Source organism: Streptomyces sp. NPDC032940, assembly GCF_040636935.1.
Taxonomy (GTDB): Bacteria; Actinomycetota; Actinomycetes; order Streptomycetales; family Streptomycetaceae; genus Streptomyces.
This window is the reverse complement of the sequence record NZ_JBEZVJ010000059.1, coordinates 1-15,130: the sequence shown is the minus strand read 5'-3', so window position 1 is coordinate 15,130 and position 15,130 is coordinate 1. Positions and strand designations below refer to the sequence as shown.

Below are 15,130 nucleotides of genomic sequence, written 5' to 3'. Positions count from 1 at the left end.
GCCAACGCCTACCGCGACTACCTCGAACTCCACGGACTCTCCGTCCAGCTCGCCGAAGCCCTCGCCGAGTACTGGCACGCCCGCGTCCGCTCGGAGCTGGGCTTCGCCGGTGAGGATCCGGCCGAGATGGAGGACATGTTCGCCCTGAAGTACCGGGGCGCCCGCTTCTCCCTCGGCTACGGCGCCTGCCCCGACCTGGAGGACCGCGCCAAGATCGCCGACCTGCTCCGGCCGGAGCGCATCGGCGTCCACCTGTCGGAGGAGTTCCAGCTCCACCCCGAGCAGTCCACCGACGCCATCGTGATCCACCACCCCGAGGCGAAGTACTTCAACGCCCGCTGACACCGGTACGGAGACCGGTTCGGACCCGCTCCAGAGCGCTCCAAGCGCCACACCAGGCGTTCTGGACCCGCACGACGTACACTGGTCGGTCCACCGCAGGCCGGTTCCCTTCGTGGGAACCGGCCTGATCGTCCCTCAAGGAGGTACGTGGATGACCAGTACGGTCCCCGCGCTCGGAACCCGCACGGCCGAAGGCTCCGCCCTGCAAGCCGTGCTCCTCGACATGGACGGCACCCTGGTGGACACCGAGGGCTTCTGGTGGGATGTCGAGAAGGAGGTCTTCGCCTCCCTCGGACACGTCCTCGACGACTCCTGGCGCCACGTGGTGGTGGGCGGCCCCATGACCCGCAGTGCGGGCTTCCTCATCGAGGCCACCGGCGCCGACATCTCGTTCGCCGAGCTCAGCGTGCTGCTCAACGACGGTTTCGAGGAGCGCATCGGCCGCGATCTGCCCCTCATGCCGGGCGCCGCCCGGCTGCTCGCGGAGCTGTCCGAGCACCGGATCCCGACCGCCCTGGTCTCCGCCTCGCACCGGCGCATCATCGACCGCGTCCTGACCTCGCTCGGCCGCCATCACTTCGCGCTCACCGTCGCCGGCGACGAGGTGCCGCGCACCAAGCCCCACCCCGACCCCTACCTGGCCGCCGCCGCCGGACTCGCCGTGGATCCCGCCCGGTGCGCCGTCGTCGAGGACACCGCGACCGGAGTCGCCGCCGCGGAGGCCGCCGGCTGCCACGTCGTGGCGGTGCCGTCGGTCGCGCCCATCACCCCGGCCGCCCGGCGCACCGTCGTCAGGTCACTGGAAGCGGTCGACCTGACCTTCCTGCGCAGCCTGGTCACCCACGCGGGCTGAGCCCTCACACAGCGTCCCGGGCCGCCGTCCCGGGGGCGTGCGCGGACGCCTCCCGGCAGGGCGCACGGGCGCGCTCCCATGTGACGTTCGCCACGCCATCAGGGGTCGACAGGCTGGTACGACTGTGCCGAATCCGGCTGGGAGAACGTTGTCGGGACGACCATGTGTCCCGATTGGTGAAGCACTGCACTAATCCTTCCGCTGTCGGGTTTTCGGTGTGTCCACGCCCGGTTTCGCTCTGTGATGAGCCCTCAACTCCGGGGGCTGCGGGCGCTGGTACGGGTGCGGACTAATCTCGTCGCCAGAACCTCAGCCACTACCCCCGTGATCGGCCGGCGACACCCCTGCATGCCGCATACACGGAACCGACAGCTCTGGAGAATTTCGAGCATGAACCGCAAGACTTTGGTGCTGCCGGCCGTCGTCGGCCTGCTCGCCCCGGTACTCGCCGCCTGCGGCGGGTCCGACGGCGGCAGCGGCGGCGGGGACGCGATCGTCGTCGGCACCACGGACCGGTTCACCGCCTCGGAGGAGGCCCCCGCGCCCCTCGACCCGGCGTACGCCTACGACGTCGGCTCCTGGAACCTGCTGCGCCAGACCGTGCAGACGCTGATGATCCAGCCGCGCGGCGACGGCGAACCGGTGCCCGAGGCGGCCGAGAAGTGCGGCTTCACCGACACCGGCAACGAGCGCTACGCCTGCACCCTGCGCGACGGACTGAAGTTCGCCAACGGCGACCCCGTCACCGCGGCCGACGTGAAGTTCTCCATCGAGCGCGCCCTGTCCCTGAAGGCCGACAGCGGTGTGTCCGGCCTGCTGTCCACCGTCGACACCGTGGAGACCCAGGGCGACCGCGAGGTCATCTTCCACCTCAGCACCGCCGACGCGACCTTCCCGTTCAAGCTGTCGACCCCGGTCGCCGGCATCGTCGACCCCGACGACTACGACAAGGGCAAGCTGCGCGAGGGCTTCGAGATGGACGGCTCCGGCCCGTACACCATGAAGGCCGAGGTGAAGGACGGCGCGCTGACCAAGGCCGTGTTCACCAAGAACCCCAACTACAAGGGGGCCCTCAAGGTGAACAACGACAAGGCCGAGGTCCGCTCCTTCGCCGACGCCGACGCCATGGGCACGGCGCTCGAGAAGGGCGACATCGACCTGATGACCCGTGCGATGACGCCGGAGCAGATCCGGAAGCTCTCCAACGACACGGGCGGCGACGTCGACCTGATCGAGATGGCCGGTCTCGAGATCCGCTATCTGGCCTTCAACACCAAGGCGCAGAGCGTCGAGTCGAAGGCCGTCCGGCAGGCGATGGCCCAGGTCATCAACCGCAGCGAACTGATCTCGAACGTCTACGGCTCGCAGGCCGAACCGCTGTACTCGCTGGTGCCGGCCACCATCACCGGCCACTCGAACTCGTTCTTCAACAAGTACGGTGACCCGAGCGTCCCCAAGGCCAAGGCCACGCTGGAGGCCGCCGACGTCTCCACGCCGGTGAAGCTGACCCTGCACTACACGACCGACCACTACGGTGCGGCCACCAAGCAGGAGTTCGAGCAGCTGCAGAAGCAGCTCAACGACAGCGGTCTGTTCCAGGTCGACATCCAGGGCACGCCCTGGGAGAAGTTCCGCCCGGCCGAGCTGAAGGGCCAGTACGACGTCTTCGGGATGGGCTGGTTCCCCGACTTCCCGGACGCCGACAACTTCCTGGCGCCGTTCCTCGACAAGGAGAACTTCCTCAACTCGCCGTACGTGAACTCCGAGATCAACAACAACCTGATCCCGGCGTCCCGGCGCGAGGCCGACCGCCTGTCCGCCGTCGACAGCCTGACCGACATCCAGGACCGCGTCGCCACCGACGTCCCGATGATCCCGCTGTGGCAGGGCAAGCAGTACGTCGCCGCCCGCGACGACGTCACCGGCACCGCCTACGCGCTCAACTCCTCCTCCACGCTCCAGCTGTGGGAGCTGGCCCGCGGTGTGAGCGGCTGACGCACCCCGTCACCGCCCCGCCCCGTGCAAGCCGAAGGGCGCCCTCCTCCCGCAAGGGAAGAGGGCGCCCTTCGGGCTTCCCGGCTGCTGCTGCGCCTGCTCGTGCCTACTGCGCGCCGGGGCGCACCAGCCCGCTCTCGTACGCGTACACCGCGGCCTGCACCCGGTCCCGCAGCCCCAGCTTGGTCAGCACATGCCCGACGTGCGTCTTGACGGTGGTCTCGCTGACGAACAGGTCGGCGGCGATCTCCGCGTTGGACAGACCGCGCGCCACCAGCTTCAGGACCTCCACCTCGCGGTCGGTCAGCGTGTGCAGGGTGTCCGGCACCGGCTCGTCACCGGACGGCAGGTGCGTGGCGTACTTGTCGAGCAGCCGCCTGGTGATGCTGGGCGCGAGCATCGCCTCGCCGTTCGCCACCACCCGGATCGCCTGCACCAGTTCATTGGCCGGGGCGTCCTTCAGCAGGAACCCGCTGGCACCCGCCTTCAGCGCCTCCACCACGTACTCGTCGAGGTCGAAGGTGGTCAGCACCAGCACCTTGGCCGGGCCGTCCCGCTCAGGGCCGGTGATCTGCCGGGTCGCCTCCACGCCGTCCATCCGCGGCATGCGGATGTCCATCAGCACCACATCGGGCTGCAGCGCCCGCACCTGGTCGAGAGCCTGAAGGCCGTCTCCGGCCTCGCCGACGACCGCGAGGTCCTGCTCCGCCTCCAGAATCATCCGGAAGCCCGTGCGCAGCAGTGGCTGGTCGTCGACCAGTAGGACGCGGATGGCCACGTAAGTCTCCTTCTCGCTAGTCCGGCCCCATTCTGCCCTGCGCGACGGTGCCCGGGTCGGCCACCCTCACCGGCAGCGGATAGGGCGGGGGAGTGCCGCCGAACTCCGGGCAGTGCGCCTGGTGGTCGCACCAGCCGCACAGCTTCGTGGGGCGCGGCCGCCAGTCACCGGTCTCGGTCGCCAGCCGGATGGCCTCCCACAGGGCCAGCAGCTTGCGCTCGACCCGCTCCAGGTCGGCGAGGACCGGGTCGTACGTGAGCACGTCACCGCTGCCGAGATAGACGAGCTGGAGCCGCCGCGGCACGACCTTCTTCAGCCGCCACACGACCAGTGCGTAGAACTTCATCTGGAACAGCGCGCTCTCGGCGTACTGCGGGCGGGGGGCTTTGCCCGTCTTGTAGTCGACGATCCGCACCTCGCCGGTGGGAGCCACGTCGACCCGGTCGATGATGCCGCGCAGCCGCAGCCCGGAGTCCAGCTCGGCCTCGACGAACAGCTCCCGCTCGGCGGGCTCCAGCCGGCTCGGGTCCTCCAGCGTGAACCAGCGCTCGACCAGCCCCTCCGCCTCGGCGAGCCAGCGTGCCATCCGCTCGCCCTCCGGGTCGTCCGCGAACAGCTCCCCGACCTCGGGCCGGGTCTCCCGCAGCCGGTCCCACTGCCCGGGGATCAGTGCCTTGGCCCGCGGCGGCGTCCGCTCGGCGGCCGGCGCGTCGAAGAGCCGCTCGAGCACCGCGTGCACCAGTGTGCCCCGGGTCGCCGCCTCGCTGGGCTTCTCCGGCAGCCGGTCGATCACCCGGAACCGGTACAGCAGGGGGCACTGCATGAAGTCACCGGCCCGCGACGGCGAGAGCGAGGCGGGCGCCACGGCGACGGGCACGGGTGCGGGTGCGGACGCGTCCTCGGCCGCTTCCGCCGTCTGTGCCGCTGCCGCCGCCACCGCGGCTTCCGCCGGGGCGGAACCGCCGGTGCCCTCCGCGACGTCCTCGATGCTCGTCTCCATGCCCACAGACCTTACGGCCCACCACTGACAGTGACCCAGTCGCGGCCATGACCCGTGCGACGGACGGGCAGGCGCAGGGTGCCGGGGCGGAACGGACCGCGACGGCCGCATACCATCGACACCAGACCCTCCCGCACCGCAGGCGCGGGAAACGCTTCGAACGAGGGGACACCGTGGACGTGAGCGGCGGGAGCGGGCACCCGCGGTCCGGCAACGACGAGTCGGCCGGCCCCCACGCGGGGCCCCCGGCCGCGGACCCCGTGCACCCGGATCCCACGGCTGCCGACACGCCCGGGGAACAGCCCGCGGAACAGCACCGCAGCACGGACGAGGGCCCCGCGGAGCAGTCACCGACAGTAGGCGAGGACGCCGGGGGGCGAGCGGGCTCCCCGAGGGCCGAGCCTCCCGAGAAGCACCCCGCCGAGGACGTCCCGGAGCGGGACGCCGCCGGGCAGGACGCCCCGCCCGAGTCCGCACCCCCCGCCCACCACGCGCGTGCCGAGGCCCACACCGGGGGCGGACCGGGGAAGCCGCCGCAGCGTCGCCCGGAGCCCTCGGGCGGGCTGCTGATGGGACGGCCCTTCGGCGTCCCCGTGTACGTCGCGCCCAGCTGGTTCCTGGTCGCCGCCCTGATCACCTGGGTCTTCGGCGGCCAGCTCGACCGGGTCCTGCCCGAGCTCGGCGCCGCACGCTACCTCGTCTCCCTCTTCTTCGCGGTCGCCTTCTACGCCTCCGTCCTCGTCCACGAGCTCGCCCACACCGTCGCCGCCCTCCGCTTCAAGCTCCCCGTGCGCCGCATCCAGCTCCAGTTCTTCGGCGGCGTCTCCGAGATCGAGAAGGAGGCCGAGACCCCGGGCCGCGAGTTCGTGCTGGCCTTCGTCGGCCCGCTGCTCTCCCTCGTCCTCGCCGGGGTCTTCTACCTCGCCGTGCTGGCCGTCGAGCCGGGCACCGTCCCCGGCGTCCTGCTCGCGGGCCTGATGATCTCCAACCTCATCGTCGCCGTCTTCAACCTGCTCCCGGGCCTCCCGCTCGACGGCGGCCGGATGCTCCGGGCCGTCGTCTGGAAGATCACCGGCAAGCCGATGAGCGGCACGGTCGCCGCCGCCTGGGTCGGCCGGGCACTCGCCGTCTCCGTCCTGATCGGGCTGCCGCTGCTCACCCAGTCCGGAGCGCTCGGCTCCGGCGCCGTGGACAACGTCGGCATGGACACGCTGATGGACGCCCTGCTCGCCGCCATCCTGGCCGCGATCATCTGGACCGGCGCCGGCAACAGCCTGCGTATGGCGCGCCTGCGCGAACACCTGCCCGAGCTGCGCGCCCGCGCCCTCACCCGGCGCGCGGTCCCCGTCCCCGCCGACACCCCGCTCTCCGAGGCCCTGCGCCGCGCCAACGCCTCCGGCGCCCGTGCCCTGGTCGTCGTCGACACCGAGGGCAGGCCCGTCTCCCTGGTCCGCGAGGCCGCCATCGTCGGCGTACCCGAGCACCGCCGCCCCTGGGTCCCGGTCGGCGGGCTCGCCCAGGACCTCACCGAAGGCATGCGCGTCTCGGCCGAGCTGTCCGGCGAGGAACTCCTCGACGCCCTGCGCGCCAACCCCGCGACCGAGTACCTCGTCGTCGAGGACACCGGCGAGATCTACGGCGTCCTGTCCGCCGCCGACGTGGAGCGCGCCTTCGTCAAGGCCATGGCCCGCCCCTCCTGAGAACCGCTCTCCCGAAGCCGTGGTCGGCCGCCCCGCCGGGGACCGGTAGGCTGGTCACATGTCCGAACCGACCGGTGCCGCCCGCAGGCGCGGGCCCTTCAAGGTCGGGGACCAGGTACAGCTGACCGACCCCAAGGGCCGCCACTACACGTTCACGCTCGAGGCCGGGAAGAACTTCCACACCCACAAGGGTTCCTTCCCCCACGACGAACTGATCGGTGCTCCCGAGGGCAGCGTTGTCCGCACCACCGGTAACGTCGCCTACCTCGCGCTGCGCCCCCTGCTCCCCGACTACGTCCTGTCCATGCCCCGTGGGGCAGCCGTCGTCTACCCGAAGGACGCGGGGCAGATCCTCGCCTTCGCCGACATCTTCCCCGGCGCGCGCGTGGTGGAGGCCGGTGTGGGCTCCGGCTCGCTCAGCAGCTTCCTGCTCCGTGCCATCGGCGACCAGGGAATGCTGCACTCCTACGAGCGCCGCGAGGACTTCGCCGACATCGCCCGGCAGAACGTGGAGCGCTACTTCGGCGGCCCGCACCCCGCCTGGCAGCTCACCGTCGGCGATCTCCAGGACAATCTGTCCGACGCCGACGTCGACCGGGTCATCCTCGACATGCTCGCCCCGTGGGAGTGCCTGGAGGCCGTCTCCAAGGCGCTCGTGCCCGGCGGCATCCTGTGCTGCTACGTCGCGACCACCACCCAGCTCGCGCGGACCGTCGAGTCCATCCGCGAGATCGGCTGCTTCAACGAGCCGACCTCCTGGGAGACGATGATCCGCAACTGGCACGTCGAGGGCCTGGCCGTCCGCCCGGACCACCGGATGATCGGCCACACCGGCTTCCTGCTCACCGCCCGCCGCCTCGCCGACGGCGTCGAGCCGCCCATGCGCCGCCGCCGCCCCGCCAAGGGTGCCTACGGCGAGGACTACGACGGCCCCAACGCCGGCGGAGGCTCCGGCCGCTGAGACGGCCTCGTACCGCGCTCAACGTACCGACGCCGTGGTGGAGTTCCGGCACCGACCGGGAACTCCACCACGGCGTCGTCGCGTTGAAGGACACCGCCCGCGCGGCGGGCGGCCCCACGGGAATCCGTACCGGTACCCACCCCGCCGTTCCCCTGCACTGTGACGTGTGGCACGATGCTGGCCACCCCCACCGGCACAGCCCTCACAGGAGACACTCCTCGTGCAGCACCCCGCCGTTCCGGACCTGTCGCACACGCACACCCGGCCGATCCACTGGGTCGCCACCGCCACCGCTCTCGCCGGAGTCGTGGCCCTCTCCTCCGTCCTGCAGCCCGACGCCGCGACGGCGGCCCAGAGCGCCGGAACGGAGACGAAGACGGCCCCGGCGCACAGCACACCGCCCGATCCGGCGACCGTCGCCTTCCCCCTGGAGTGCGGTCCGGTCGAGGCCAAGGTGCAGAAGAAGGCGTCCGGCGACCTCGACGGCGACGGCCGGCCCGAGACGGTGGCCGTCGTGCACTGCGACGCGCCCATGGGCACCCCGCCCGACGGCGTCTACGTCCTCACCAGGGACACCGGCGGCGGCAAGTCCCGTGTGGTGGCCACCCTGGTGGATCCGAAGGAGCGCCGGACGGTCACCGACCTCTCGGTGCGCGGCGGCGCCGTCCTCGCGACGCTCCTCGGCTACTCGTCGGCCGACGTGCCCAGTTGCTGCCCGGACGTCACCGACCACGTGAAGTGGCAGTGGAAGAACGGCGCGTTCGTCCGCGACACGCCCTCCCAGGCGCGCACCGTCTGAACGACGGGGCCCCTCGAGAGAAGGGCCCCCGCTCACCACGGTCACCGTGTGTGGCGACTACGTCACAGTTCGGTCACTCTGCGTCCGGACCGTAGATCTCGGTCCTGTCTGAAATGCGACGTACATGGATGCACTCGCCCGGACACTCCTTCGCCGAGTCGACCACGTCCGTCAGGAGAGGCAACGGCACGGGCGTCGTCGCGCCCTTGGCCTGCAGGAGCTCGTCGTCCGCGCCCTTCACATAGGCCAGACCGTCGATGTCCAGCTCGAACACCTCGGGCGCGTACTGCGCGCAGATGCCGTCGCCGGTACACAGGTCCTGGTCGATCCAGACCTCGAGAGCCTCGCCGTCGACTCCGGCCTCCTGCTGCACACTCATCGCTTCCTGCCGTTTCCTGCGTCGAGCCGGCCGGGAATCCGGCCAGCTCTGACGGGTGTTGAACGCTTCGACCCTACCTCCGCCTGGGTTCCCGTCACGTTCGATGGGTATTCCCCTGGCGTGAGGGGCAGCGCAAGGGTGAAGATCGGACACACCCCGACAGTCTTTGTGATCTAGGGGTTTCAATCGACACCCACCCAGGTAGGGTCTGGAAGCGTCCAGCTCCCCTTGGAGGAGGTGAGGACCGTGGCAGCCCACGACGACGACATGAACCGCGGCATCCGCCCGGGACGCGGGTCCGAGGACCCGGCCGGGCAGGTGGCCTACCTTGAGCAGGAGATCGCCGTCCTGCGACGCAAGCTCGCCGACTCTCCGCGGCACACGAGAATTCTCGAAGAGCGGATCGTCGAGCTGCAGACCAACCTGGCCGGCGTGTCCGCCCAGAACGAGCGACTCGCCAGCACGCTCCGCGAGGCCCGCGACCAGATCGTGGCCCTCAAGGAGGAGGTCGACCGGCTGGCCCAGCCACCGGCAGGCTTCGGCGTGTTCCTGCAGGCCAACGAGGACGGCACCGCCGACATCTTCACCGGCGGCCGCAAACTCCGGGTGAACGTCAGCCCGAGCGTCGAGCTCGACGAGCTCCGGCGCGGCCAGGAAGTGATGCTCAACGAAGCCCTCAACGTGGTCGAGGCCATGGAGTACGAGAGCGTCGGCGACATCGTCACCCTCAAGGAGATCCTCGAGGACGGCGAGCGCGCACTCGTCCTCGGGCACACCGACGAGGAGCGCGTGGTCCGGCTCGCCGAGCCACTGCGGGGCATCACCATCCGCCCCGGCGACGCCCTCCTGCTCGAGCCCCGCTCCGGATACGTCTACGAGGTCGTCCCCAAGAGCGAGGTCGAGGAACTCGTCCTCGAAGAGGTCCCCGACATCGGCTACGAGCAGATCGGTGGCCTCGGCGGACAGATCGAGGCCATTCGCGACGCGGTCGAGCTCCCCTATCTCTACCCCGACCTGTTCCGGGAGCACGAGCTGCGTCCGCCCAAGGGCGTGCTGCTCTACGGGCCCCCCGGATGCGGCAAGACGCTCATCGCCAAGGCCGTCGCCAACTCGCTGGCCAAGAAGGTCGCCGAGGTCACCGGCCAGGCCGCCGGCAAGAGCTTCTTCCTCAACATCAAGGGACCCGAGCTCCTCAACAAGTACGTCGGCGAGACCGAGCGGCAGATCCGCCTCGTCTTCCAGCGTGCACGGGAGAAGGCCAGCGAGGGCACCCCCGTCATCGTCTTCTTCGACGAGATGGAGTCCCTCTTCCGCACCCGCGGCTCCGGTGTCAGCTCGGACGTGGAGAACACCATCGTCCCGCAGCTGCTCGCCGAGATCGACGGTGTGGAGGGCCTGCAGAACGTGGTCGTGATCGGTGCCTCCAACCGTGAGGACATGATCGACCCCGCCATCCTGCGGCCCGGCCGGCTCGACGTGAAGATCAAGATCGAGCGTCCGGACGCCGAAGCGGCCAAGGACATCTTCGGCAAGTACCTCACCGAGCGCCTCCCGCTCCACGAGGACGACCTCATGGAGCACGAGAAGGACAAGGCGGCCACCGTCCAGAGCATGATCCAGACGGCGGTGGAACAGATGTACGCCGAATCCGAGGAGAACCGCTTCCTGGAAGTCACCTACGCCAACGGCGACAAGGAAGTCCTCTACTTCAAGGACTTCAATTCCGGCGCCATGATCGAGAACATCGTGGGCCGCGCCAAGAAGATGGCGATCAAGGACTTCCTGGAAAAGAACCAGAAGGGCCTTCGCGTCTCCCACCTCCTCCAGGCCTGCGTGGACGAGTTCAAGGAGAACGAGGACCTGCCGAACACCACCAACCCGGACGACTGGGCCCGCATCTCCGGAAAGAAGGGCGAGCGGATCGTGTACATCCGTACGCTCGTCACCGGAAAGCAGGGTGCGGACACCGGACGCTCCATCGACACGGTGGCGAACACCGGTCAGTACCTGTAAAAGGCAGGGCGGCTGCGGGTGCCCTCAGCGGGTACCCGCAGCCGACTGTTTTTCGGGGCCACGGCTGGAGCAAGGCAATGACGCAAATGATCTCCCCACCGGCGCAGAGGCGTTCTAGGCTCTTCCGTACCGCCGAGTCGCGCAGTGCGGGGACGGGCACCGCACACGCACCGGAGCGCCACGTGAGCGGCGCCCACGACCGAGGGCGCCGCCGGGCAAGGAGGGCCGCATGACCGTACGGCGAGTGATGGGCATCGAGACGGAGTACGGGATCTCCGTCCCCGGTCACCCCAACGCCAATGCCATGCTCACCTCGTCCCAGATCGTCAACGCCTACGCGGCGGCGATGCACCGGGCCCGCCGGGCCCGCTGGGACTTCGAGGAGGAGAACCCGCTGCGGGACGCGCGAGGCTTCGACCTCGCCCGCGAGGCGGCAGACTCCAGCCAGCTCACCGACGAGGACATCGGCCTGGCCAATGTCATCCTCACCAACGGAGCACGGCTCTACGTCGACCACGCCCACCCCGAGTACAGCGCTCCGGAGGTCACCAACCCGCGGGACGCCGTGCTGTGGGACAAGGCGGGCGAGCGCATCATGGCCGAGGCGGCCGAACGGGCGGCCCAGCTGCCCGGCGCCCAGCCGATCCATCTCTACAAGAACAACACCGACAACAAGGGCGCCTCCTACGGCACGCACGAGAACTACCTGATGAAGCGGGAGACCGCCTTCTCGGACATCGTGCGCCACCTGACGCCCTTCTTCGTCTCCCGCCAGGTCGTCACCGGCGCCGGCCGCGTCGGCATCGGCCAGGACGGGCACGAGCACGGCTTCCAGCTCAGCCAGCGCGCCGACTACTTCGAGGTCGAGGTCGGCCTGGAGACGACGTTGAAGCGGCCCATCATCAACACGCGCGACGAACCGCACGCGGACGCGGAGAAGTACCGGCGTCTGCACGTGATCATCGGCGACGCGAACCTGTCCGAGATCTCGACCTATCTGAAGCTGGGCACGACGGCCCTGGTCCTGTCCATGATCGAGGACGGCTTCATCGCCGTCGACCTGGCCGTGGACCAGCCCGTGCGCACCCTCCACCAGGTCTCGCACGACCCGTCCCTCCAGCGCCTGATCACCCTCCGCAGCGGGCGCACCCTCACCGCGGTGCAGCTCCAGATGGAGTACTACGAGCTGGCGCGCAAGTATGTCGAGGAACGGTACGGGGCGGACGCCGACGAACAGACCAAGGACGTCCTGGGCCGCTGGGAGGACACCCTCAACCGGCTCGAGAACGACCCGATGAGCCTCGCCGGCGAGCTGGACTGGGTCGCCAAGCGGGAGCTCATGGAGGGCTACCGGCGCCGGGACGATCTGGACTGGGACGCCGCCCGGCTGCACCTCGTCGACCTCCAGTACGCCGACGTGCGGCCCGACAAGGGCCTGTACAACCGGCTGGTGGACCGTGGCCGCATCAAGCGGCTGCTGGACGAGACGGAGGTCGAGCGGGCCCGTACGAAGCCGCCGGAGGACACCCGGGCGTACTTCCGCGGTCGCTGTCTGGAGCAGTACGCGGACGACGTCGCCGCGGCCTCCTGGGACTCGGTGATCTTCGATCTGCCGGGGCGGGACTCCCTCCAGAGGGTCCCAACCCTGGAACCGCTTCGCGGAACGCGTAATCACGTCAAGGAGCTCCTGGACCGCTGCCGCACCGCGGACGACCTGGTGAGGGTCCTGTCCGGAGGGTGACGGCCCCGAGCGGGTACACGGGAGAGGACCGCCGGACAGGGTGAAAGTCACCGGGTCCGGGAACCATCGAGATGGCCCCCGTACGTTGGAGAAACTGCGGGGCCGATGTCGGACCCGGCTTGTAGGGTCTGATCTTGACCGAGCAACTGTGTCGGGCGAACCGAGCGGGGTGAGGGTTATGGCGACCAAGGACACCGGCGGCGGGCAGCAGAAGGCCACGCGTTCCACCGAGGAGGTCGAGGAGCAGGCGCAGGACGCGCAGGCCTCCGAGGACCTCAAGGAGCGCCAGGAGAAGCTCAGCGACGACGTGGACTCCGTCCTGGACGAGATCGACGACGTCCTCGAGGAGAACGCCGAGGACTTCGTACGGTCTTTCGTGCAGAAGGGCGGCCAGTAGCCCGACGAGGGACGGTCGAGCTTGACGTGAGATGTCGTGCGCGGCGCGGGTCACGCCCGCGCCGCGCACGGCGCGCAGCGGGGGGCCCAAGTGATCGTCGCGTGGTTCCCGCCGAGTATGTGGATCACCGCCGCAGGGCGGGTAGGGTCCGTGGCATAGCTGACTAGCTGACGCATACGTGGAAGGAATCGCGTGGAAGCCAACACTCGTAGCACCGGGCGTCTACCAGCTGCCTTCCTGACGCCTGGGTCCTCTTCGTTCATGGACTTCCTGGGAGAGCACCAGCCCGAGCTGCTCCCGGGCAACCGGCAGCTGCCGCCGGTGCAGGGCGTGGTCGAGGCCCCCCACGGCACCACGATCGTGGCCGTGACCTTCCCCGGCGGCGTCGTGCTCGCCGGTGACCGGCGGGCGACCATGGGCAACATGATCGCGCAGCGGGACATCGAGAAGGTGTTCCCGGCCGACGAGTACTCGGCGGTGGGCATCGCCGGCACGGCGGGGCTGGCCGTGGAGATGGTGAAGCTCTTCCAGCTGGAGCTCGAGCACTTCGAGAAGGTCGAGGGCGCGCAGCTGTCCCTGGAGGGCAAGGCGAACCGTCTGTCGACGATGATCCGCTCCAACCTGGGCATGGCGATGCAGGGGCTGGCCGTGGTGCCGCTGTTCGCGGGGTACGACGTGGACCGCGGCAAGGGCCGCATCTTCTCGTACGACGTGACCGGCGGTCGGTCCGAGGAGCATCACTTCGCGACCACGGGCTCGGGGTCGATCTTCGCGCGCGGTGCGATGAAGAAGCTGTTCCGGGACGACCTGAGCGAGGAAGAGGCCACGACGCTCGTGGTCCAGGCGCTGTACGACGCGGCGGACGACGACTCGGCGACCGGTGGTCCCGACGTCGCGCGCCGGATCTATCCGATCATCACTGTGATCACCGAGGACGGCTTCCGCCGGCTGACCGAGGACGAGAGCTCGCAGCTCGCCCGCTCGGTCCTCGCCGGACGGCTGGAGCAGCCCGACGGCCCGCGGGCCGCGCTGCTGTAGCGGCCGGGCCTCGTCGTAACTGATGGCAGGTGGTCCAGTGACTTCGACAGAAAGGGACGGATAACCGGTGTCGACGCCGTTCTATGTCTCACCCCAGCAGGCGATGGCCGACCGGGCGGAGTACGCCCGCAAGGGCATCGCCCGTGGCCGCAGCCTGGTCGTGCTGCAGTACGCCGACGGCATCGTGTTCGTCGGCGAGAACCCGTCCCGTGCGCTGCACAAGTTCAGCGAGATCTACGACCGGATCGGCTTCGCGGCCGCCGGCAAGTACAACGAGTACGAGAACCTGCGGATCGGCGGTGTGCGCTACGCCGACCTGCGGGGTTACACCTACGACCGGGACGATGTGACGGCCCGGGGGCTCGCCAACGTGTACGCCCAGACGCTGGGCACGATCTTCTCCAGCTCGGCCGAGAAGCCGTACGAGGTGGAGCTGGTCGTCGCCGAGGTCGGGGACAGTCCCGAAGGCGACCAGATCTACCGGCTGCCGCACGACGGCTCGATCGTCGACGAGCACGGGTCGGTCGCGGTCGGGGGCAACGCGGAGCAGATCAGCGGGTACCTGGACCAGCGGCACCGGGACGGGATGACGCTGGCCGAGGCGCTGAAGCTGGCGGTGCAGGCGCTGTCCCGCGACACGAACGGCAGCGAGCGGGAGATTCCGGCGGAGCGGCTGGAGGTCGCGGTGCTGGACCGTACGCGGCCGCAGAAGCGGAAGTTCAAGCGGATCGTGGGGGCACAGCTGTCGCGGCTCCTGAACGAGGGCGGCGCCGGGGGCGGCGGGGCGGCGTCTACCGGCGCGTCGAAGGAGGAGGACGAGGACGGGGCGGAGGAGTAGGTCCGGTCTCTGTTGGCTGTCGGCCGTCGTGGGTGTGCGATGCCTGCGGCGGCCTCCGGCGGTTGTGGGGCGGGGTGCGGATGCCTCCGGCGGTTGAGCGGGGTGCGATGCCTGCGGCGGCCTGTGGCTGCTGGGTGGGGTGCGGATGCCTGCGGCGGCCTGTGCGGGTTCGGTGGGGGTGCGTGTAGCGCGTTGCGTTCGGTGGTGGGTCGGGGCCGCGCCGGGGGGTGTCCGTCCTCGGAACGGCGCGAAATCGGTTCCTTGCCAGCAGGCGGGGCGTTGACGCGCCAACCGCT

The 15,130-nt window shown here is 70.0% G+C and carries 14 protein-coding genes and 1 pseudogene; 12 read left to right on the top strand and 3 right to left on the bottom strand.

Annotated features, from left to right (window positions below):
- The 3 genes from AB0E77_RS33635 to AB0E77_RS33625 all read left to right on the top strand — a co-directional run.
- On the top strand, positions 1-342 hold a 342-nt coding region (locus tag AB0E77_RS33635; RefSeq protein ID WP_361578632.1), incomplete at its 5' end, for a vitamin B12 dependent-methionine synthase activation domain-containing protein.
- Positions 343-493: 151 nt separating this feature from the next.
- The gene (locus AB0E77_RS33630; protein ID WP_361578629.1) at positions 494-1,195 is read left to right on the top strand and encodes an HAD family phosphatase; all 702 of its coding nucleotides are present in this window, start codon (positions 494-496) and stop codon (positions 1,193-1,195) included.
- Positions 1,196-1,585: 390 nt separating this feature from the next.
- Complete coding sequence (locus tag AB0E77_RS33625) at positions 1,586-3,190, top strand: ABC transporter substrate-binding protein (protein WP_361578626.1); 1,605 nt, start codon at positions 1,586-1,588, stop codon at positions 3,188-3,190.
- A 106-nt stretch (positions 3,191-3,296) separates the two neighbouring features.
- Here AB0E77_RS33625 and AB0E77_RS33620 read toward each other — a convergent pair whose 3' ends face one another.
- Both AB0E77_RS33620 and AB0E77_RS33615 read right to left on the bottom strand, forming a co-directional pair.
- On the bottom strand, positions 3,297-3,968 hold the full coding sequence (locus AB0E77_RS33620) for a response regulator transcription factor (protein WP_003977171.1): 672 nt from the start codon (positions 3,966-3,968) through the stop codon (positions 3,297-3,299).
- Between the two features lie 16 nt (positions 3,969-3,984).
- Positions 3,985-4,968 (bottom strand): RecB family exonuclease, encoded by a 984-nt coding sequence (locus tag AB0E77_RS33615; protein WP_361578623.1) that lies wholly within the window; start codon positions 4,966-4,968, stop codon positions 3,985-3,987.
- Between the two features lie 173 nt (positions 4,969-5,141).
- Between AB0E77_RS33615 and AB0E77_RS33610 the strand changes: the two genes are divergently transcribed.
- From AB0E77_RS33610 to AB0E77_RS33600, 3 genes are all read left to right on the top strand, one after another.
- Positions 5,142-6,668 carry a site-2 protease family protein gene (locus tag AB0E77_RS33610; protein WP_361578620.1) on the top strand — a complete coding sequence of 509 codons (1,527 nt, stop codon included), beginning with the start codon at positions 5,142-5,144 and terminating at the stop codon, positions 6,666-6,668.
- A gap of 58 nt (positions 6,669-6,726) precedes the next feature.
- Positions 6,727-7,629 (top strand): tRNA (adenine-N1)-methyltransferase, encoded by a 903-nt coding sequence (locus tag AB0E77_RS33605; RefSeq protein ID WP_161164159.1) that lies wholly within the window; start codon positions 6,727-6,729, stop codon positions 7,627-7,629.
- Between the two features lie 220 nt (positions 7,630-7,849).
- Positions 7,850-8,428 carry a hypothetical protein gene (locus AB0E77_RS33600; protein ID WP_361578617.1) on the top strand — a complete coding sequence of 193 codons (579 nt, stop codon included), beginning with the start codon at positions 7,850-7,852 and terminating at the stop codon, positions 8,426-8,428.
- A gap of 73 nt (positions 8,429-8,501) precedes the next feature.
- Here AB0E77_RS33600 and AB0E77_RS33595 read toward each other — a convergent pair whose 3' ends face one another.
- Positions 8,502-8,807 carry a ferredoxin gene (locus AB0E77_RS33595; protein WP_239769928.1) on the bottom strand — a complete coding sequence of 102 codons (306 nt, stop codon included), beginning with the start codon at positions 8,805-8,807 and terminating at the stop codon, positions 8,502-8,504.
- A gap of 246 nt (positions 8,808-9,053) precedes the next feature.
- On the opposite strand from AB0E77_RS33595, the gene arc reads away from it, so the two are divergent.
- The 6 genes and pseudogenes from arc (at position 9,054) to prcA (ending at position 14,834) form a co-directional block, all read left to right on the top strand.
- Positions 9,054-10,820, top strand: a complete 1,767-nt coding sequence (arc, locus tag AB0E77_RS33590) for a proteasome ATPase (RefSeq protein WP_361578615.1) — start codon at positions 9,054-9,056, stop codon at positions 10,818-10,820.
- Positions 10,821-11,049: 229 nt separating this feature from the next.
- Positions 11,050-12,561, top strand: coding sequence for a depupylase/deamidase Dop (gene dop, locus AB0E77_RS33585; RefSeq protein ID WP_361578612.1), 1,512 nt, complete (start codon positions 11,050-11,052; stop codon positions 12,559-12,561).
- A gap of 178 nt (positions 12,562-12,739) precedes the next feature.
- Complete coding sequence (locus AB0E77_RS33580; RefSeq protein WP_016325855.1) at positions 12,740-12,958, top strand: ubiquitin-like protein Pup; 219 nt, start codon at positions 12,740-12,742, stop codon at positions 12,956-12,958.
- A gap of 107 nt (positions 12,959-13,065) precedes the next feature.
- Positions 13,066-13,199: pseudogene (locus AB0E77_RS33575) on the top strand (recombination endonuclease VII); the annotation flags it as partial.
- Positions 13,151-13,996, top strand: a complete 846-nt coding sequence (prcB, locus tag AB0E77_RS33570; RefSeq protein WP_361578609.1) for a proteasome subunit beta — start codon at positions 13,151-13,153, stop codon at positions 13,994-13,996. The pseudogene AB0E77_RS33575 and the gene prcB, both read left to right, overlap by 49 nt.
- Before the next feature lie 67 nt (positions 13,997-14,063).
- Complete coding sequence (prcA, locus tag AB0E77_RS33565; protein WP_361578607.1) at positions 14,064-14,834, top strand: proteasome subunit alpha; 771 nt, start codon at positions 14,064-14,066, stop codon at positions 14,832-14,834.
- Positions 14,835-15,130 lie beyond the last annotated feature (296 nt).

Coding starts and splice junctions, on each gene's coding strand:
- AB0E77_RS33630 (WP_361578629.1), top strand. CDS start 494: ATGACCAGTACGGTCCCCGCGCTCGGAACCCGCACGGCCGAAGGCTCC.
- AB0E77_RS33625 (WP_361578626.1), top strand. CDS start 1,586: ATGAACCGCAAGACTTTGGTGCTGCCGGCCGTCGTCGGCCTGCTCGCC.
- AB0E77_RS33615 (WP_361578623.1), bottom strand. CDS start 4,968: ATGGAGACGAGCATCGAGGACGTCGCGGAGGGCACCGGCGGTTCCGCC.
- AB0E77_RS33605 (WP_161164159.1), top strand. CDS start 6,727: ATGTCCGAACCGACCGGTGCCGCCCGCAGGCGCGGGCCCTTCAAGGTC.
- AB0E77_RS33595 (WP_239769928.1), bottom strand. CDS start 8,807: ATGAGTGTGCAGCAGGAGGCCGGAGTCGACGGCGAGGCTCTCGAGGTC.
- dop (WP_361578612.1), top strand. CDS start 11,050: ATGACCGTACGGCGAGTGATGGGCATCGAGACGGAGTACGGGATCTCC.
- AB0E77_RS33580 (WP_016325855.1), top strand. CDS start 12,740: ATGGCGACCAAGGACACCGGCGGCGGGCAGCAGAAGGCCACGCGTTCC.